This is a genomic window from Tenacibaculum sp. 1_MG-2023, from assembly GCF_030547425.1.
Taxonomy (GTDB): Bacteria; Bacteroidota; Bacteroidia; order Flavobacteriales; family Flavobacteriaceae; genus Polaribacter.
In genome coordinates this window covers 15,710-35,517 of sequence record NZ_JAUORH010000012.1, presented here as the reverse complement: position 1 = coordinate 35,517, position 19,808 = coordinate 15,710, and the positions used below count along the sequence as shown (strand labels likewise).

Annotated in this window: 17 protein-coding genes; 15 read left to right on the top strand and 2 right to left on the bottom strand. The window is 32.0% G+C overall.

Annotated elements, in window-relative coordinates:
• Positions 1-97: 97 nt before the first annotated feature.
• Positions 98-4,372 carry a DNA-directed RNA polymerase subunit beta' gene (gene rpoC, locus Q4517_RS09595; RefSeq protein ID WP_303508546.1) on the top strand — a complete coding sequence of 1,425 codons (4,275 nt, stop codon included), beginning with the start codon at positions 98-100 and terminating at the stop codon, positions 4,370-4,372.
• Between the two features lie 89 nt (positions 4,373-4,461).
• Complete coding sequence (locus tag Q4517_RS09590; protein WP_303508544.1) at positions 4,462-4,773, top strand: DUF3467 domain-containing protein; 312 nt, start codon at positions 4,462-4,464, stop codon at positions 4,771-4,773.
• Positions 4,774-4,828: 55 nt separating this feature from the next.
• Here Q4517_RS09590 and Q4517_RS09585 read toward each other — a convergent pair whose 3' ends face one another.
• On the bottom strand, positions 4,829-5,515 hold the full coding sequence (locus tag Q4517_RS09585) for a Crp/Fnr family transcriptional regulator (RefSeq protein ID WP_303508542.1): 687 nt from the start codon (positions 5,513-5,515) through the stop codon (positions 4,829-4,831).
• Between the two features lie 102 nt (positions 5,516-5,617).
• On the opposite strand from Q4517_RS09585, the gene Q4517_RS09580 reads away from it, so the two are divergent.
• The 12 genes from Q4517_RS09580 to Q4517_RS09525 all read left to right on the top strand — a co-directional run bounded on the left by Q4517_RS09580 (position 5,618) and on the right by Q4517_RS09525 (position 17,424).
• On the top strand, positions 5,618-7,990 hold the full coding sequence (locus Q4517_RS09580; protein WP_303508539.1) for a heavy metal translocating P-type ATPase metal-binding domain-containing protein: 2,373 nt from the start codon (positions 5,618-5,620) through the stop codon (positions 7,988-7,990).
• A gap of 6 nt (positions 7,991-7,996) precedes the next feature.
• Complete coding sequence (locus Q4517_RS09575) at positions 7,997-8,329, top strand: AraC family ligand binding domain-containing protein (RefSeq protein ID WP_303508536.1); 333 nt, start codon at positions 7,997-7,999, stop codon at positions 8,327-8,329.
• A gap of 2 nt (positions 8,330-8,331) precedes the next feature.
• Complete coding sequence (gene deoC, locus Q4517_RS09570; RefSeq protein WP_303508532.1) at positions 8,332-8,997, top strand: deoxyribose-phosphate aldolase; 666 nt, start codon at positions 8,332-8,334, stop codon at positions 8,995-8,997.
• Position 8,998: 1 nt separating this feature from the next.
• Entirely contained in the window at positions 8,999-9,697 is a 699-nt protein-coding gene (gene deoD, locus Q4517_RS09565; RefSeq protein ID WP_303508529.1) for a purine-nucleoside phosphorylase, read from the top strand.
• 50 nt (positions 9,698-9,747) lie between these two features.
• Positions 9,748-11,112, top strand: coding sequence for an oxygen-independent coproporphyrinogen III oxidase (gene hemN, locus Q4517_RS09560; protein WP_303508526.1), 1,365 nt, complete (start codon positions 9,748-9,750; stop codon positions 11,110-11,112).
• Positions 11,113-11,235: 123 nt separating this feature from the next.
• On the top strand, positions 11,236-11,406 hold the full coding sequence (gene ccoS, locus Q4517_RS09555; protein WP_115902068.1) for a cbb3-type cytochrome oxidase assembly protein CcoS: 171 nt from the start codon (positions 11,236-11,238) through the stop codon (positions 11,404-11,406).
• A 26-nt stretch (positions 11,407-11,432) separates the two neighbouring features.
• Entirely contained in the window at positions 11,433-13,634 is a 2,202-nt protein-coding gene (gene ccoN, locus Q4517_RS09550; protein ID WP_303508518.1) for a cytochrome-c oxidase, cbb3-type subunit I, read from the top strand.
• Positions 13,635-13,639: 5 nt separating this feature from the next.
• Positions 13,640-13,807, top strand: a complete 168-nt coding sequence (locus tag Q4517_RS09545) for a CcoQ/FixQ family Cbb3-type cytochrome c oxidase assembly chaperone (protein ID WP_303508517.1) — start codon at positions 13,640-13,642, stop codon at positions 13,805-13,807.
• Positions 13,808-13,821: 14 nt separating this feature from the next.
• Positions 13,822-14,745 (top strand): cbb3-type cytochrome c oxidase N-terminal domain-containing protein, encoded by a 924-nt coding sequence (locus Q4517_RS09540; RefSeq protein ID WP_303508515.1) that lies wholly within the window; start codon positions 13,822-13,824, stop codon positions 14,743-14,745.
• Between the two features lie 36 nt (positions 14,746-14,781).
• Complete coding sequence (gene ccoG, locus Q4517_RS09535; protein ID WP_303508512.1) at positions 14,782-16,203, top strand: cytochrome c oxidase accessory protein CcoG; 1,422 nt, start codon at positions 14,782-14,784, stop codon at positions 16,201-16,203.
• A 76-nt stretch (positions 16,204-16,279) separates the two neighbouring features.
• A complete protein-coding gene (locus Q4517_RS09530; RefSeq protein ID WP_159493741.1) occupies positions 16,280-16,726 on the top strand; it encodes a FixH family protein in 447 nt (148 codons plus the stop codon).
• Positions 16,726-17,424, top strand: coding sequence for a sulfite exporter TauE/SafE family protein (locus Q4517_RS09525; protein WP_303508500.1), 699 nt, complete (start codon positions 16,726-16,728; stop codon positions 17,422-17,424). The genes Q4517_RS09530 and Q4517_RS09525 overlap by 1 nt, the downstream gene beginning before the upstream one ends.
• Before the next feature lie 79 nt (positions 17,425-17,503).
• On the opposite strand, the gene Q4517_RS09520 is transcribed toward Q4517_RS09525, so the two are convergent.
• Positions 17,504-18,790: a hypothetical protein gene (locus Q4517_RS09520; protein WP_303508498.1), complete on the bottom strand. Its 1,287-nt coding sequence runs from the start codon at positions 18,788-18,790 to the stop codon at positions 17,504-17,506.
• 129 nt (positions 18,791-18,919) lie between these two features.
• Between Q4517_RS09520 and Q4517_RS09515 the strand changes: the two genes are divergently transcribed.
• Complete coding sequence (locus tag Q4517_RS09515; RefSeq protein ID WP_303508496.1) at positions 18,920-19,756, top strand: universal stress protein; 837 nt, start codon at positions 18,920-18,922, stop codon at positions 19,754-19,756.
• Positions 19,757-19,808: the final 52 nt, after the last annotated feature.

The following is a 19,808-nucleotide window of genomic DNA, read 5'->3' as shown; positions in this document are numbered from 1 at the left end:
CACAGTGAAATGTCTCAGAGTGAAAGCTCTGAGGCAAATCATTTTTTCAATATCAGTCTTATTATAAGACATTTATTTTTAATTCGAATCCATTATCATGGCAAGAAAAAACGAAAAATACACTGTTAAGAAGTTTAACAAAATTTCAATAGGTTTAGCATCACCTGAGTCTATTTTAGAGGCTTCTAAAGGAGAGGTGTTAAAACCAGAAACTATTAACTACCGTACGCACAAACCAGAAAGAGATGGGTTATTTTGTGAGCGTATCTTTGGTCCTGTAAAAGACTATGAGTGTGCGTGTGGTAAATATAAAAGAATTCGATATAAAGGTATCGTTTGTGACCGTTGTGGTGTTGAAGTTACTGAGAAAAAAGTACGTAGAGATAGAGTAGGTCATATTAACTTAGTAGTACCAGTTGCACATATTTGGTACTTTAGATCATTACCTAACAAAATGGGATACCTTTTAGGGTTACCATCTAAGAAGTTAGATATGATTATTTACTACGAACGTTATGTAGTAATTCAACCAGGTATCGCTAAAAATACTGAAGGAGAACCATTACAAAAAATGGACTTCTTAACTGAAGAAGAATATTTAGATATCGTAGATGAGCTTCCACAAGAAAATATGTATTTGGAAGATTCTGATCCTAATAAGTTCATCGCTAAAATGGGAGCAGAATGTTTAATCGATTTATTAGAGAGAATCGATTTAGACGAATTATCATACCAGTTACGTCACAAAGCAAATACTGAAACTTCTAAACAACGTAAAAACGAAGCACTAAAGCGTTTAAATGTTGTTGAAGCATTCAGAGACTCTCAAAAGAATAGAGAAAACAATCCAGAATGGATGATAATGAAAGTAGTTCCGGTAATTCCACCAGAATTACGTCCATTAGTACCATTAGATGGAGGTCGTTTCGCAACTTCTGATTTAAATGACTTATACCGTCGTGTAATTATCCGTAACAATCGTTTAAAACGATTAATGGAAATTAAAGCACCAGAGGTAATTCTACGTAATGAAAAGCGTATGTTACAAGAATCAGTAGATTCATTATTTGATAACACACGTAAATCATCAGCTGTAAAAACAGAGTCTAACAGACCATTAAAATCATTATCTGATAGTTTAAAAGGTAAACAAGGGCGTTTCCGTCAAAACTTATTAGGTAAGCGTGTTGATTACTCTGCACGTTCGGTAATTGTAGTTGGACCAGAATTAAAATTATATGAATGTGGATTGCCAAAAGATATGGCAGCTGAATTATACAAGCCTTTCGTTATTCGTAAGTTAATTGAAAGAGGAATTGTTAAGACAGTAAAATCTGCAAAGAAAATAATTGATAGAAAAGAACCAGTTGTTTGGGATATTTTAGAAAATGTAATTAAAGGACACCCAGTTTTATTAAACCGTGCTCCTACCTTACACCGTTTAGGTATCCAAGCTTTCCAACCAAAATTAATTGAAGGAAAAGCAATTCGTTTACACCCATTAGTATGTACGGCATTTAACGCCGACTTTGATGGAGATCAAATGGCGGTTCACTTACCATTAGGACCAGAAGCTATTTTAGAAGCACAATTATTAATGTTAGCTTCTCACAATATCTTAAACCCTGCAAATGGAGCACCAATTACGGTACCATCTCAGGATATGGTTTTAGGGTTATACTATATGACAAAAGAAAGAAAGTCAACTCCAGAAGTGCCAATTAAAGGTGAAGGATTAACTTTCTATTCTCCAGAAGAAGTTACTATTGCTTATAACGAAGACAGAGTAGACTTAAATGCTGGAATAAAAGTAAGAACTAAAGATTTCAACGAAAACGGAGAGTTAGTAACTCAAATAATTGAAACTACCGTTGGTAGAGTATTATTTAATGAAGTAGTACCAGAGCAAGCAGGATATATTAATGAGGTATTAACCAAAAAATCGTTACGTGGAATTATTGGCAATATCTTAAAAGTAACGGATATTCCATCGATAGGTAAATTCTTAGATGATATTAAAGGTATGGGTTATACGTTTGCCTTCCAAGGAGGTTTATCGTTCTCATTAGGAGATATCATTATTCCAGAAGAAAAGCATACGATGATTGCTGAAGCTAATAAAGAAGTGGATGGAATCGTTATGAACTATAACATGGGTATGTTAACGCAAAAAGAGCGTTACAATCAGGTAATTGATGTTTGGGGGTCTACCAACAACCGATTAACTGAATTATCGATGAAGCGTTTACGTGAAGATCAACAAGGGTTTAACTCAGTATTTATGATGTTAGATTCTGGAGCGCGTGGATCTAAAGAGCAGATTCGTCAGTTAACAGGTATGCGTGGATTAATGGCGAAACCTAAAAAATCGACTGCTGGAGGTGGAGAAATTATTGAAAACCCAATTTTATCGAACTTTAAAGAAGGTTTATCAATTTTAGAATACTTTATCTCAACGCACGGTGCACGTAAAGGTCTTGCCGATACCGCATTAAAAACAGCCGATGCAGGTTATTTAACACGTCGTTTAGTAGACGTATCACAAGATGTAATTGTAAACGAAGTAGATTGTGGTACATTAAGAGGATTGGAAGTAGCTCCATTAAAGAAAAACGATGAAATCGTTGAACCTTTAAGCGAAAGAATTTCAGGACGTACATCATTATATGATGTTTACGCGCCTATTTCTGACGAGTTATTAGTTGAAGCAGGAGAGTTAATAACACCAGTCTTAGCTGATAAAATACAAGCTTCAGGAATAGATAAGGTTGAAGTACGTTCAGCATTAACATGTGAATCTGAAAGAGGAATCTGTGAAAAATGTTACGGACAAAGTTTATCAACAGGTAAAAAAGTTCAAAGAGGTGAAGCAGTTGGTGTAATTGCAGCACAATCTATTGGAGAGCCTGGTACACAGTTAACATTACGTACGTTCCACGTTGGTGGGGTAGCAGGAAACATTTCAGAAGATAATAAGTTAATCGCTAAATTCGACGGTTCTGTATCAATTGATGATTTACGTACTGTAAAAGGTAAAGATTCAGCAGGAGAAGAAGTAGAAATCGTAATTTCTCGTACAGCAGAGATTAAGATTACAGATAAGAAAACAGGAATTGTATTAAGTACTAACATTATTCCTTATGGTTCTATTCTTTTTGATAAAGATAGAAAGACCATTAAGAAAGGAGATGCAGTATGTCAATGGGATCCATTTAACGGAGTTATTGTTTCTGAGTTTGGAGGAAAAGTTAAGTTTGATAACTTAGAGCAAGGAATTAACTTCTCTGTAGAAGTTGATGAACAAACAGGATTCCAAGAAAAAGTAATTACAGATTCTAAGAATAAGAAGATTATTCCTTCATTAATTATTGAAGATGCTGATGGTAACGCGTTACGTTCGTACAGTTTACCAGTAGGAGCACACTTAATGGTAAGTGATGGAGATAAAGTAGAATCAGGTAAAACTTTAGTTAAGATTCCTCGTAAGTCTGGTAAAGCAGGAGATATTACAGGAGGTTTACCACGTGTAACAGAGTTATTCGAAGCGCGTAACCCTTCTAATCCAGCTGTAGTAGCGCAAATTGATGGAGTTGTATCATTTGGTAAGATTAAGCGTGGTAATCGTGAAATTATTATCGAATCTAAAACTGGAGAGATTAAGAAATACTTAATTAAGTTATCTAATCAAATCTTAGTTCAAGAAAACGACTTTATTAAAGCAGGAATGCCATTATCTGACGGAGCAATTACTCCAATAGATATCTTAAATATTAAAGGACCTTCAGCAGTACAAGAGTACTTAGTAAACGAAATTCAAGAAGTATATCGTTTACAAGGGGTGAAGATTAACGATAAGCATTTCGAAGTAGTAGTACGTCAAATGATGCGTAAAGTTAGAATTATTGATTCAGGAGATACTTTATTCTTAGAAAATCAATTAGTTCATAAAATTGATTTCATCAAAGAAAATGATGCTATTTACGGAATGAAAGTTGTTGAAGATGCTGGAGATTCTACAAATTTAAAGGCAGGACAAATAGTTTCAGCTCGTCAATTAAGAGATGAAAACTCGTTATTACGTAGAGAAGATAAAAACTTAGTAGTAGCACGTGATGCACAACCAGCAACAGCTGAGCAAGTATTACAAGGTATTACAAGAGCATCGTTACAAACGAAGTCATTTATCTCAGCTGCATCATTCCAGGAAACAACTAAAGTATTAAATGAAGCCGCTGTAAACGGTAAAATTGATACCTTAGAAGGATTAAAAGAAAATGTAATTGTTGGTAAACGTATACCAGCTGGTACAGGAATGAGAGCTTACGAAGACATAGTAGTTGGACCTAAGGATGAGATTGAACAAAGTTTATAAAAACTTGAGTTTATAAATAATATCAAGGGTTTAGAGTTCTTAGAACTCTAAACCCTTATTTTTTAACTAAATAATAGTAAGACTTAATTATGGAAGATAATAATAAAGACCCACAATTAAATATAGAATTAGATCAAGAAATAGCAGAAGGAACCTATAGTAATTTAGCTATTATAAACCATTCGGTTTCAGAGTTTATAGTAGATTTTATTAATATTATGCCTGGAGTTCCAAAAGCAAAAGTAAAATCAAGAATAATTTTAACACCACAGCATGCTAAACGTTTATCAAAAGCATTAGCAGACAATATTCGTAAGTTTGAACAAGCACATGGTGAAATTAAAGATTACGAGCAGCCACCAATTCCAATGAACTTTGGAGGTACTACTGGTGAAGCCTAAAACAAAAAAATCGTCTATTTAGACGATTTTTTTGTTTGTAATAATATAAGAAAGATTAGAACCCTTCTGAAAGCTCTTTTAGAGTTTTTACATCAGTTATAAATATTTCTTTTCCTTTTAAATCGATTAATTTTTTCTTTTTAAACTCAGAAAGTAAACGGATAGCACTTTCAGTTGCTGTGCCTATAATATTAGCAATATCTTCTCTTGATAAATTAATGTTTATAGAGCCATTTTCGTTTTTATCAAACTTAGTGTCTAATAGTAAGAGAGTAGCAGCTAAACGTTGTTTTACAGTTTTTTGAGCCATATCAACAATAACACCGTCAGCTTTCTTTAAAGAATTAGCCATTTTTTTCAAAACATTCATGGAAAAGTTAGAATTGTTTTCTAAATCTCTGAGAATTTCTTCTTTAGGAATAAAGCAAACTTCCATATCATTTACGGCAATGGCTTTTAAATTAGAAGCTTCATTGTTTATTAAACTACGTTCACCTAAAATATCTCCTTTTCTAATTAAATGAATAATTTGATCTCTACCATTATCACTCATTTTAGATACTTTACAAACACCGTCCTTAACACAAAAAACACCATTAATGTACTCCCCTTCATTAAAAAGAGTCTCTCCCTTTTTAATTGTTTTAGAAGTTTTGCACCCAGAGATTCTTACTAATTCATCTTTAGTCAAGGCTTTTAAAGAGTTGAATTCTCGAATAATACACTGTTCACATTTGCTCATAATATGCCTTTTTTTTGCTACTCAAATATACGGAAAAGCTGATAATTATCATGTTTTAATTTGTAATCTTATCGGACATTTGTACAAGGCAAAAGAGTAAATATGGAAAGCACAACATGTTTTCATTGTGGTAACGAGTGCGATACAAAAACAATTACAATAGAAGATAAATTTTTCTGCTGTAATGGATGTAAAACAGTTTATGAAATTTTTTCAGAAAACGATCTAACTTGTTATTATGATTTTCAAAACAACCCAGGAGCAATACCTGAAGAGATACAAGGAAAATATGATTTCTTGGATAATGGATCTATTGTAGATAAACTATTAGAGTTTAACGACGGTAATGTGCAGGTAATAAATTTATACATTCCGCATATACATTGTAGCTCATGTATTTGGGTATTAGAAAATTTACACAAACTACAAGAGTATGTGTCTTCATCACAGGTTAACTTTCCGAAGAAAACAGTTCGAATTACTTTTAACTCTGAAAAAACATCACTTAAAGAGGTCGTATTACTATTAAGTTCTATTGGTTACGAACCTTACATAAGTTTAGAAGATTATGAGGTTGGTAAAAAGAAAGTAGATCGTAGTCTAATTTATAAGTTAGGAATAGCAGGTTTTGCTTTTGGAAATGTGATGTTCTTGTCATTTCCAGAGTATTTTGAAGTGTCTGAATACTGGTTAGAACAATATAAAGGAATCTTCCGTTGGTTAATGTTCGCATTTTCACTTCCTGTAGTTTTTTATGCAGGACAAGATTATTTCATTTCAGCATATAAAGGACTTCGTTCAAAAATTTTAAATATTGATGTTCCAATTGCTTTAGGAATTTTAGTACTGTTTATACGTAGTACAGCAGAAATAGTTTTTGACTTAGGAACAGGCTTTTTTGATAGTTTAACAGGACTCGTTTTCTTTTTATTACTAGGAAAGTTTTTTCAGCAAAAGACCTATAATTTCTTATCATTTGAACGTGATTATAAATCTTATTTTCCAATTGCTGTAACCAAGATAACTATTGATGGCAAGGAGGAGAACACACAAATATATGACGTTACAAAAGGAGATAGATTACTAATAAGGAATCAAGAGTTAATCCCTGTTGATGGAATTTTAATTAGCGGAGAGGCAAAAATAGATTATAGCTTTGTTACAGGTGAAGAAGTTCCTGTAAATAAAAAGTCAGGAGATAAGTTATTTGCAGGAGGAAAACAATTATCAGGAAGTATAGAGATGGAGGTACTAGCTTCAGTTTCACAAAGTTACTTGACACAGTTATGGAGTAACGATGTGTTTCAGAAAGATAAAAACTCATCATTCAAAACATTAACCGATAAAATCAGTAAAAACTTTACGATAATCGTATTGTCTATAGCGTTTTTGTCTACAGCATTTTGGTTGTATCACGATTCAAGTTTGGCATTAAATGTATTTACGTCAGTATTAATTATTGCATGTCCGTGTGCTATTGCATTAGCAGCACCGTTTACTTTAGGAAATATCTTACGAATTTTTGGAAGAAAGAAATTCTACTTAAAAAATGCAACGGTAGTAGAACAATTAGCAGCAGTAAGTTCGGTTATTTTTGATAAAACAGGTACACTTACTACAAATAAAGAAAACACGATAACATACGAAGGGGAAGGTTTGAACAAAACGCATAAATCGATTTTAAAAAGTTCATTACGAGCATCAAATCATCCGTTGAGTAGAATGCTATATACTTCATTAAAAGAAGAAATGTTACCTGTTGAAGGTTATCAAGAATATGTAGGAAAAGGAATTGAAGCAAGTTACCAACAAACAACTATAAAAATAGGCTCATCTTCTTTTGTGAAAAATGCAAAAGAACAATCAAACCTTGATACTTCGGTTCATATTAGTGTAAATAACGATTACAAAGGAAAATACATATTCAAGAATGCCTATAGAAAAGGAGTTGAAGGCTTGTTTTCTGATTTAAGTAAAGAATATGATTTATCGGTAGTTTCAGGAGATAATGAAGGAGAAAAGAAGTTTTTGGAAGAATTGTTACCAAAGGAAATTACATTTTTATTCAATCAAAAACCACAAGATAAGTTACACTACGTAGAAGGGCTACAAGAGAAAAATAAAAGTGTATTGATGATTGGTGATGGATTAAACGATGCAGGAGCGCTAGCACAAAGTAATGTAGGAGTAGCATTATCAGAAAATATCAATGTCTTTTCACCTGCATGCGATGCTATTTTAGATGCTACAAAATTTAGTGAAATAGGAAATTACATTAAAGCATCGAAAAAGGCTATAAAAATTATAAAGTATTGTTTTTTACTATCTTTAATGTACAATATTGTTGGACTTTATTTTGCGGTAACAGGACAATTAATGCCAGTAATAGCAGCTATTTTAATGCCGTTGAGTTCAATTAGTGTCGTGGTTTTTACAACCATAGCTACCAATATATTAGGAAGAAAAATAAAATAAAAAATTATGCAAGTAGCCTCATTTTTAAATGATATAAAGTTTAATGAACTTAAACCAGGAGTGTCTTTATTATTAGATACAGATTTTTCAAAAGAAATACGAGTGGTATTTAAAAAAGGACAAACTATGGAAGATCACCAAGCTCCATTTGCAATCATTGTTCAAATAATAAAAGGATCTATAGATTTTGGAGTTGCAGGAGAAGTAAAACAAATGGTTACTGGAGATATAATTTCATTAAAACCACAAGTAGTACATAATCTAACAGCTATCGAAGAAAGTGTTGTAAGGTTATCGTTATCAAAATTAGATACTTTAAAAAGAGTAAAAGATGTATAATTATGAATATTAATAAATACATAGACCATACGTTACTAAAAGCAACAGCAACAAAAGCAGATATTGTTAAGTTGTGTAATGAAGCTAAAGAATATAATTTTTATGCAGTTTGCGTAAATGGATGTTATGTAGAGTTAGCAGCTAAAGAATTACAAGACTTAGAAGTGAAAGTAGCAGCAGTAATAGGTTTTCCATTAGGAGCAATGGCAACCAGAGCTAAGGTTTTTGAAGCTAAAGATTGTATAAAAAAGGGGGCTTCAGAAATTGATATGGTTATCAATATAGGTAAGCTGTTAGAAGGAGACGAAGATTATGTAGAAAACGAAATCCGATTGATTAAAGAAGAAATAGGAGGAAATATATTAAAAGTAATTTTTGAAAACTGTTACTTATCTAAAGAACAAATTAAAGTAGCAAGTGAATTAGCGGTAGAAGCCGGTGCTGATTATGTAAAAACATCGACAGGTTTTGGTACTGGAGGAGCAACTTTTGAAGACGTTGCAATAATGGATAGTGTTGTAGATGGAAGAGCTCAGATAAAAGCAGCTGGGGGTATTAGAGATATAGAAACAGCTAAGAAGTATATAGAAATGGGAGTAACACGTTTAGGAACTTCTTCTGGAGTTTCTTTAGTAACTAGTGGTGTTTCAGGTAAAAATCAATATTAAAATGAGCATACATATAGAAGCAAAAAAAGGAGAAATAGCAGAAACTGTTTTATTACCAGGCGATCCTATGCGTGCAAAATGGATAGCAGAAACATTTTTAGAAAATCCAATTTGTTATAATGATGTTCGTGGTATGTTAGGATTTACAGGAACATATCATGGAAAACAAATTTCTGTTCAAGGAACAGGAATGGGAATTCCTTCTGCATTAATCTATGCTCATGAATTAATTAATGAATATGGAGTTAAAAATTTAATAAGAGTAGGATCTGCAGGCTCTTATCAAAAAGAAGTTAAAATCCGTGATATTGTTATTGCTATGGCGGCATCTACTAACTCAGGATTAAATACCATCCGTTTTAATGGGGCTGATTTTGCGCCAACAGCAAGTTTTGAACTATTCCAAAAAGCTATTGAAACTGCGAAGCAGAAAGGAATTCCATTAAAAGCAGGAAATATTTTAAGTTCAGATGAATTCTATGCCGATGAATTTGAAAGCTATAAAAAATGGTCAGCGTATGGGGTATTGTGTGTTGAAATGGAAACTAACGGATTGTATACAGTTGCAGCTAAACATAAAGTAAATGCGTTATCCATCTTAACGATTTCAGATAGTTTAGTTACAGGAGAGAGAACTACCGTAGATGAAAGAGAACAAACTTTTAAAGAAATGATAGAAATAGCTCTAGAATTGGCATAATTGCCATTTCGAGTGATAGCGAGAAATCTCTTGCTAATAAAAATACACACATGAAAAACTCACTAATACAAAAATATAATATTCCAGGTCCCAGATACACGAGCTATCCAACAGTTCCGTATTGGGATAACGATACTTTTTCAAAAGAAAAATGGATAAAAACCTTTAAACAGTCGTTTATAGAAAGTAATGCAGATGAAGGAATCAGTTTATACATTCATTTACCATTCTGTGAAAGTTTATGCACATTTTGCGCATGTCATAAACACATAACCAAGCGTCATGAAATGGAAGGTCCGTATATAGAAACAGTTTTGAAAGAGTGGCAATTATATGTTGATTTGGTAGATGAAACACCAGTGATAAAAGAAATTCACTTAGGAGGAGGAACCCCAACATTCTTTTCAGAGACACAATTAAAAAGGTTAATTGACGGGATTTTTGTCAATGCAAAAAAACACCCCGAACATGAATTCAGCTTTGAAGGGCATCCAAATAACACCACTAAAGAACACTTACAAACACTATACGATTTAGGTTTTACAAGAGTAAGTTTTGGAGTACAAGATTACAATCCTAAAGTGCAAGAGGCAATTCATAGAGTACAACCTTTTAAGAATGTCCAAAAAGTACACAATTGGGCAAAAGAAATAGGATATACTTCTATTAGTCACGATTTAGTGTTCGGGCTTCCATTTCAAACCAAAGAAAATGTAATTTATACTATTAATAAAACCAAAGAATTAGAGCCTGATAGGATTTCGTTTTATAGTTATGCACATGTTCCTTGGGTAAAAGGAGTTGGACAACGAGGTTTTAATGAAGATGATTTACCGAAGAATGAAGAAAAACGAGAACTGTATGAAATAGGAAAGGAGTTATTTGCAGAAATGAGGTATGTAGAAATAGGAATGGATCATTTCGCACTACCTACTGATAGTTTGTACAAAGCCACCCAAGAGAAAACATTACATCGTAACTTTATGGGGTATACCGCTAACAAAACGCAATTAATGGTTGGTTTAGGAATGTCGTCAATATCTGATTCTTGGTACGGATTTGCACAAAATGTAAAAACGGTAAAAGAGTACGAAAGAGTTGTAAACGAAGGAGAAATACCTGTGTTTAGAGGACATATATTATCCAAAGAAGATTTAATCATAAGAAAACATATCTTAAATATTATGTGTCATTTTTCCACATCGTGGGAAGAATATTCGTTACAGATTGAAAATGTAGAAACACATATAGAAAAATTAGAAGAAATGATGGCTGATGGTTTGGTTTCTATAAAAGGGAGTAAGTTAACTGTTCCAGAAAAGGCAAGACCCTATGTGCGTAATATTTGTATGGCATTTGATAAAAAATTACACAAAAAACAACCTGAAACCAAACTGTTTTCAATGACAATTTAAACAACAAATAACTCGAATATTTTTTCTTCGAGTTTTTTTGTACAAAAAACTTGAAACATGACAAAAGTCATATTTTAAGAAAATCTTCACAAGTATCTTTGAACTATAATTATCAGGCAAGATATGAGCGTTATTTACTTACTACTATCACTAAGTATTTTAGTGGCTATTATTTTCTTTATAGCATTTATTGTTTCAGTAAAAAAAGGGCAGTACGATGATTCGTACACACCCTCAGTTCGCATGTTGTTTGATGATGAACTGGTAAAAGAAGAAACAAAAACTAACAATTAACAATAGATATTAAATTCAAATAGATTATGGAAATGCAACAATTTTATTACGATAATAAAATCGTAAAAAAATTCATCTACGCAACCTTACTATGGGGGATAGTAGGTTTTTCAGTAGGATTGTTATTGGCTTTTATGTTCTTATTCCCAAATTTAACTGATGGAATTTCATGGTTAAGTTTTGGACGTTTAAGACCATTGCATACGAATGCAGTAATTTTTGCTTTCGTAGGAAATGCCATTTTTGCAGGAGTTTATTACTCACTACAACGATTACTGAAAGCCCGTATGGCGAGTGATTTTTTAAGTAACTTTAACTTTTGGGGATGGCAGTTAATAATTGTTGCAGCAGCCATAACACTTCCGCTGGGGTATACTACATCAAAAGAATATGCTGAATTAGAGTGGCCAATTGATATTGCCATAGCATTAGTTTGGGTAGCTTTTGGTGCTAATATGATTTGGACAATCTTACAAAGAAGACAACGTCATTTATATGTAGCTATTTGGTTTTACTTAGGAACTTTTGTAACCGTAGCGGTATTACACATATTTAATAGTTTAGCACTACCAGTTGGTTTCTTAAAATCATACTCAGTATATGCAGGAGTTCAAGATGCATTGGTACAATGGTGGTATGGACACAACGCGGTGGCGTTCTTTTTAACTACTCCGTTCTTAGGATTAATGTACTATTTTGTTCCTAAAGCGGCAAATCGTCCAGTATACTCGTATAGATTATCGATTGTACACTTCTGGTCGTTGATTTTTATCTACATCTGGGCAGGACCTCACCATTTATTATATACTTCATTGCCAGAATGGGCTCAAAATTTAGGAGTTGCATTTTCTGTAATGTTAATTGCACCATCTTGGGGAGGTATGATCAACGGATTATTAACACTCCGTGGAGCATGGGATAAAGTAAGAGTTGATCCAGTATTAAAATTCATGGTAGTAGCGATTACAGGTTATGGTATGGCAACTTTTGAAGGACCAATGCTATCATTAAAAAATGTAAATGCAATTGCTCACTTTAGTGATTGGATTATTGCTCACGTACACGTAGGTGCTTTAGCATGGAATGGTTTCTTAACCTTTGGTATGTTATATTGGCTAGTACCAAGAATGTTTAAAACAAAATTATATTCTACAGCATTGGCAAACTTCCACTTCTGGATTGGTACTTTAGGTATTATCATGTATGCATTGCCAATGTACGTAGCAGGATTTGTACAAGCCTCAATGTGGAAACAATTCAACCCTGATGGAACATTAACATATGGTAACTTCTTAGAAACAGTAAATGAAATTATTCCAATGTATTGGATGCGTGCTATTGGAGGAAGTTTATTTATCCTTGGAGCATTTGTAATGTTATACAACATTGTTAAAACGGTAAGATCAGGAAGTGGAGTAACAGATGAACTAGCAGAAGCAGCGGCATTAACAAAAGTATCTAAATACAGAACTTCTAAAGAAGGTTGGCATACTTGGTTAGAAAGAAGACCTGTAAAATTAACAATCTATGCTACAGTAGCAATCTTAATTGGAGGTGTTGTTCAAATTATACCAACTTTATTAGTGAAGTCAAATATTCCAACTATAACAAGCGTACAACCATATACACCTTTAGAATTGGAAGGTAGAGATATTTATATCCGTGAAGGGTGTGTAGGATGTCATTCACAAATGGTACGTCCATTCAGATCAGAAGTAGAACGTTATGGAGAGTTCGCAAAAGCAGGAGAGTTTGTATACGATCATCCTTTCTTGTGGGGATCTAAACGTACAGGTCCAGATTTATTAAGAATTGGAGGTAAGTATAATGATAGTTGGCACTTAAATCACATGTACGATCCGCAAAGTACTTCACCAGGTTCTATCATGCCTTCATACCAATGGTTAGTAAGAGACGAATTAGATAAGAGCGATACCGAAGGTAAAATGAAAGCAATGGTTAGTTTAGGTGTTCCATATACTAAAGAAGATATAGCCAATGCGCAAGCAAGTATGGAAGAGCAAGGAGCCAAAATTCAAGAGAACTTATATGCTGATCCAGATTTTGCAACAAACTATGAAGCAGATAAGAAATATGCTCAAGAAAACGGACAAACTTTCATTGAAATGAAAGATAGAGAAATCGTAGCCTTAATCGCTTACTTACAAAGATTAGGAACCGATATTAAAGTAAAAGATATTGAAGATCAATTAAGCGCTAAAAACTAGAAATTATGTTAAAGTTTGTGAAAAGCCATATGGAAACTATTGCAGGTATTGAAATATACCCAATTATTTCGCTAACCATATTTTTTACATTTTTTGTAGTGTTGTTTTGGTGGGTATTTACGGCCAAAAGAGAATATATAAGAAATGTAAGTAAATTACCTTTAGATAATTAGTAAAATTAAACAAGATGAAAAAATATTTTCAATCTATAGTATATATCATTTTTGTTGCAGTAACCTTTTTTGCTATTGCTACTGCAATTAAATCATACAAAAATCCATTTAGTTTGTATGAACATCCGTTAGTATGGATAGCAATTGTGGGGCTTGTAACAGTAGTTATTTTAAAAGAAGCGTTAAATATAGTTGCTCAACAAAAAGCAAAGCAGCTTCAAATGGAAAAGGATGGTATTCAACCAGAAGAAGTTGATAACTGGGCTTGGGCAAAGAAAATTATAGATAAATGGACGGAAGCTAAAGCCGTGGAAGAAGAGGATGAAATTATTCTTGATCATAACTATGATGGAATTAAAGAGTTAGACAATAACTTACCACCATGGTGGCTATATATGTTCTATGCAACAATTATTTTTGCAGCAGTATATTTAGTAAGATATCATGTACTAGGAGCAGATAATCAAGAAATGGAATATGCACAAGCTGTAGCAGAAGCTAAAAGAGAATTAGCAGCGTTTAAATCAAACTCTAAAGAAGCAGTTATTGATGCTGAAACGGTAACTGTTTTAACAGATGCTGGTGATTTAAGTAGAGGTAAAGCAGTATATAACCTAAACTGTGCTGCTTGTCACATTGCAGATGGTGGTGGAGGTATTGGACCAAACTTAACCGATGAATATTGGATTTTAGGTGGAGGTGTCAAAAACATTTTTAACACGATTTCTAATGGAGGTAGAGACGGTAAAGGGATGGTTGCTTGGAATAAAACTTTAAAGCCAAAAGACATTCAAAAAGTAGCAAGTTATATTATTTCTTTACAAGGAACTACCCCAGCAAAACCAAAAGAACCTCAAGGAGAGTTATATAAAGAAGAAGGTCAAGCACCAGCTGTTGCAGAACCAACAGAAGAACAGCCAAAAGACAGTATTCAATAAAAATAATAGTTACAAATTAGTTTTTAATAGTTGATTATGGAAACACCCAAAAACGAACAATTCAGAGATAGTATTGGTACTATAAATGATGAAGGAAAAAGGGCTTGGGTGTTTCCAAAAAAACCAAGTGGTAAGTTTTATAAATACCGAAGCTATGTAAGCTACTTTTTATTAGCTTTTTTATTACTAGCACCTTTCATTAAAATTAACGGAAATCAGTTTTTACTATTCAATGTTTTAGAGCGTAAGTTTAATATTTTCGGATTTCCTTTTTGGCCACAAGATTTCCATTTAATGGTAATCTCCATGATAATAGGAGTGGTGTTTATCATTCTATTTACAGTTGTTTTTGGTCGAATTTTTTGTGGATGGATTTGTCCACAAACCATTTTTTTAGAAATGGTTTTCAGAAAAATAGAATATTTAATTGAAGGAGATAGAGGAAAGCAAATTCGTTTGGCTAAGCAATCTTGGAATGCTGAAAAGATTAGAAAAAGAATTTTAAAATGGGTTCTCTTTTTTATAATCTCTTTTATTATAGCAAATGTATTCTTAGCATATTTAATAGGAAGTGATAAGCTTATAAGTTATATAACAGGAAACCCATTAGATCATGTAAGTACTTTAATTTCATTGTTAATTTTTACAGGAGTGTTCTATTTTATTTTTGCATGGTTTAGAGAGCAAGTGTGTATTATTGCTTGTCCTTATGGTAGATTACAAGGAGTATTGTTAGATAATAAAACGATTAATGTTGCCTATGATCATGTAAGAGGAGAAGGAAAGGCAGGAAGAGGAAAGTTTAATAAAAAAGAAGATAGAACAGCGACAGGAAAAGGAGATTGTATTGATTGTTTTCAATGCGTTAATGTATGTCCTACAGGAATTGATATTCGTAACGGAACACAGTTAGAGTGTGTAAACTGTACAGCTTGTATTGATGAATGTGACCACATGATGGAAAAAGTTGGGTTGCCAAAAGGGTTAATTCGTTATGCCAGTGAAGAAAACATTGTTAAAAAAGCTCCTTTTAAGTTTACAGCAAGGATGAAGGGGTACTCTGCTGTATTATTCATTTTGACTGGAATTTTAGTAGGAATGTTATTTTTAAGAAATGATGTAGAAGCTACAATTTTACGATTACCAGGTCAATTGTATCAACATAAAGAAAACGGAATTATTAGTAATATTTACACTTTTAAAGTAGTAAATAAAACAACCGAACAGATAGACAATGTGAGTTATAAATTGCTATCTCATAATGGAACGATAGAAACAGTAACACATCAAGATTTTGAAGTACCTAAACAAGGATTAGCAGAAGGAACCTTATTTATAGAGTTACATCAGTCTGAAATGAAAAATGAAAAAGAAAAACTAAAAATAGGTGTATATAGTGGTGATAAACTTATTGAAACGACTACAACCAACTTTTTAGGACCAAGAAGTTATAGATAAATCAGTCTAAAGCTCATTAGTTTTTAGGAGTAAGTACGAATAAAGATTAAGAACCAAAGACTAAAAACAAATTAAAATGAAATTAAACTGGGGCACGGGTATAGTAATAGCAATAATAGGATTTATAGGCTTTATTATGTATTTCGTAATTACGATGAGTACAGGTAAAAACTTTAATCACGATTTGGTAACTGAAAAATATTATCAACAAGAATTAGAATTTCAGAACAAATTAGATGCTACTAAAAATGCAAAAGCATTAAAAAAGAATATTAAAATAGAAAAAGTAACTGAAGGAATTAAAGTCCATTTTCCAACGGACTTTAACCCTAAAGATATAAAAGGAAAAGTGTTCCTATACAGACCATCTGATAAACAACTGGATTTCGAAATGCCTATTTCGATCTCCGAAACATATTTGCTCGTGCCTGAGAAACGTTTGTTGGGTGGTCGTTGGAACATAACAGTTTCCTGGAACTACAAAAATAAAGATTATTTATTTCAGAAAGAGTTAGTATATTAATGTTTCTTTCAGCAATCATATTTGGTTTATTAGGTAGTTTTCACTGTATAGGCATGTGTGGTCCTATAGCCTTTATGTTACCTGTAGACAGAACGAATAAAGTAAAACAGTTTTTTCAAATTACGAGCTATCATTTTGGACGCTTATTTACTTATAGTTTAATAGGCTTTTTGTTTGGTTTATTAGGAAAAGGGTTTTATTTCTTCGGATTTCAGCAACAACTTTCTATTATTGTTGGAGTATTAATGATTTTGGCAATTTTTGTACCTAAAACCTTTCAAAAATACAACTTCTCAAATCCAATAAATAAATTGGTAATGAAGGTAAAATCTTCTTTAGGGAAAGAATTAAAGAAAAAAGGAAATGATACTTTTTTTACCATCGGTTTTCTAAATGGATTTTTGCCTTGCGGATTAGTGTATATGGCAGTTTTTGGAGCACTAACTACAACAAATATGTTGTCAGGAAGCCTATATATGTTTCTATTTGGGTTAGGGACTATACCGTTAATGACAGCAGTAGTTTATGTAGGTAATTTTGCAAATGGTTTAGTGCGAAAAAGAATTCAACAAGCAATACCTTATGTTGTAGTTTTTATAGGAGTATTGTTTATTCTTAGAGGATTAGGGTTAGGAATACCTTATGTTTCTCCTCTTCCTGTAACAGATATTCATAATTCAGTTGAAGGCTGTCATTAACCATAATTTAAAACAGCCTAAATATGCAATACACAAGATGTTCTTTTAATGTCTATTTGCTAGTTTTTTTGTTTCTTAGTTAATTTTCAATATTTTGTGTTATAGGTTTTCCTTGATTATCTATTATTACATTTCCTTTTAATGTAAAAGCATCATAAAAACTAAGAACTGTTTTGTTTGGTAAAAAAGTTACGTCTACAATTATTTTACCATGAACATCATTTAAAAAAGAATTGTTTTCTTCATTAAAGTCCCATAGTTTATTTCCTGTTGTAGTATCATATGCCGAAATGGTATACGGTGTTTCTTTTTTTATGTTGACTTTGTGTCTAATAATAATAACACTACTTGTGTAAGAAATAACTTCAGCATTTAAAAATATAGCTTCTTGTAAAGTAGCAGCTAGCTGTTTCTTTTTTGCAAATAACTTATATCTATGTTCGTTTATGCGTTTTAAATAGTATGTGTTGTTAATGTATTTATATTTATCAGTGATTAAATTATCATCTGTATGCAAGTATAATACCTCACCATAATTAGTTTTTATATAAATACTATTTTTTTGAGCAGGAGAGTAACTTAATTCGGCAATACCTCTTTCTTGATATTTTTCTGGCATCATACGATTTAAATTCTCTTTATTTTTTATAATCATGGAGCTGTTAACCATGTCAAAAGCCCTTAAATAATTATTAGAAGCTTCAAATAACCATAGAGTGTTTTTTGCATTAAAAGTATGAATATTATTAGCAGGAAGAACTAACTTTTCAAATAAAACAGTATCTACTTTGGAAGTATTAATTTTTTTTACAATTAAAAATGAAGAGTCATTGCTTACGGTTTTGTGTTCTTTAATATAGCTACCTTTTATTTTTTGTATACCTATTTCCCAAATTTCATTATTAGGATTATATATACGCTCTTTAAGTACATAAGCACCTCTTTCATTAATGTTTAAAAAAGAATCAATATTTATGAATTTGGGCATAAAGTAGAAGCTAACAACAAGTAGTGTTAAAATAAAATCTCTTTTGGCTAATTGCGTGTTTTGTGCTTTAAAATTTAAAAATGCTGCAATAGCAGAAAATATCCCAAAGTAAAAAAATAGAGCAATAAAAATCACTAAAAGTAAAGGAAGGGTTATATATAAACCATCATTATTTAATGCAAAAAAATCAAAAGTCCATCCATTTTGTCCTGGTTTATATGAATAATGTGTACTGGTATATGCTATAGGTCTATTAAAAAAAAGACGATTGGGTATGGTAATAAAGAACTTTAATAAAATACCTAAAATAGAAACGACCATTAAAGAAATAAAGGCACGTACAATAACGCCCACAAATTTAGAAGAGTTTTTATCCATAACAAATGTAAAATTTAAGAAAGCAAATGTATAGAATATATAGTGGTTTATAAAGTGACAAAAATCATAGTTTTACTAATAAAATTTAGGTAACTTTATAGGAAACATTAAACCTAAAAGTAATAAATCATGAAAAAAATTATAGTCCCAGTTGATTTTTCTGAATATTCTGAAAATGCATTACAAACAGCAGCTTTTTTAGCAAAAAGATCAGACGCTGAGGTATTGGTAGTACATATGCTTGAGTTGTCTAACGCTGTTTTAAGCCAATCAGAAAGTTATTTAGAGCAAGAAATGCTGTTTTACTTAAAAATGACTGAGAAGAAATTAGCAGAATTTTTACAGAAAGATTATTTATCAGATATAAAAGTAACCCCAATTATAAAGCACTTTAAAATTTTTAGTGAAATAGATCAGTTGGCAAGAAATGAAGGGGCAGACTTGATAGTTATGGGGTCTAAAGGAGCTAGTGGTTTAAAAGAAATGTTTATTGGTTCTAATACAGAAAAAGTAATTCGTTACGCGCATGTGCCTGTATTAGTAATTAAAGAGGAACCAATTGTAAAACAAATAGAAAAAATATTATTTGCATGTGATTTTTCTGATGATGATGTAAAGCCATATATGGAAGCAAAAGAGTTTCTTAAGAAGTTTAATGCAGATATAGAAATGGTATATGTAAGCACACCAACTTCTAAGTTTAAAAGCACGAAAGAGTTAGAAGGGAAAATGAAGCGTTTTTTCAGTCAAACGAATGAAAGTTATGAAGAAAGTGCTCAAAAAGTAAAAATAGTTTCTGATTATTCTGTGGAAAAAGGAGTGTTTTACTACGCAAACAAAATTAACTCAGATGTTTTAGTTGTAGCAACACATGGTAGAAAAGGAATAGCTCACTTTTTTGAAGGTAGTATTTCTGAAGATATTGCTAATCACAGTAAATTACCAGTAATGTCTTTTAAGATTTAGAAACAAAGAAGCTCATTTAACTTAAATGAGCTTCTTTGTTTTTCATTAGAAG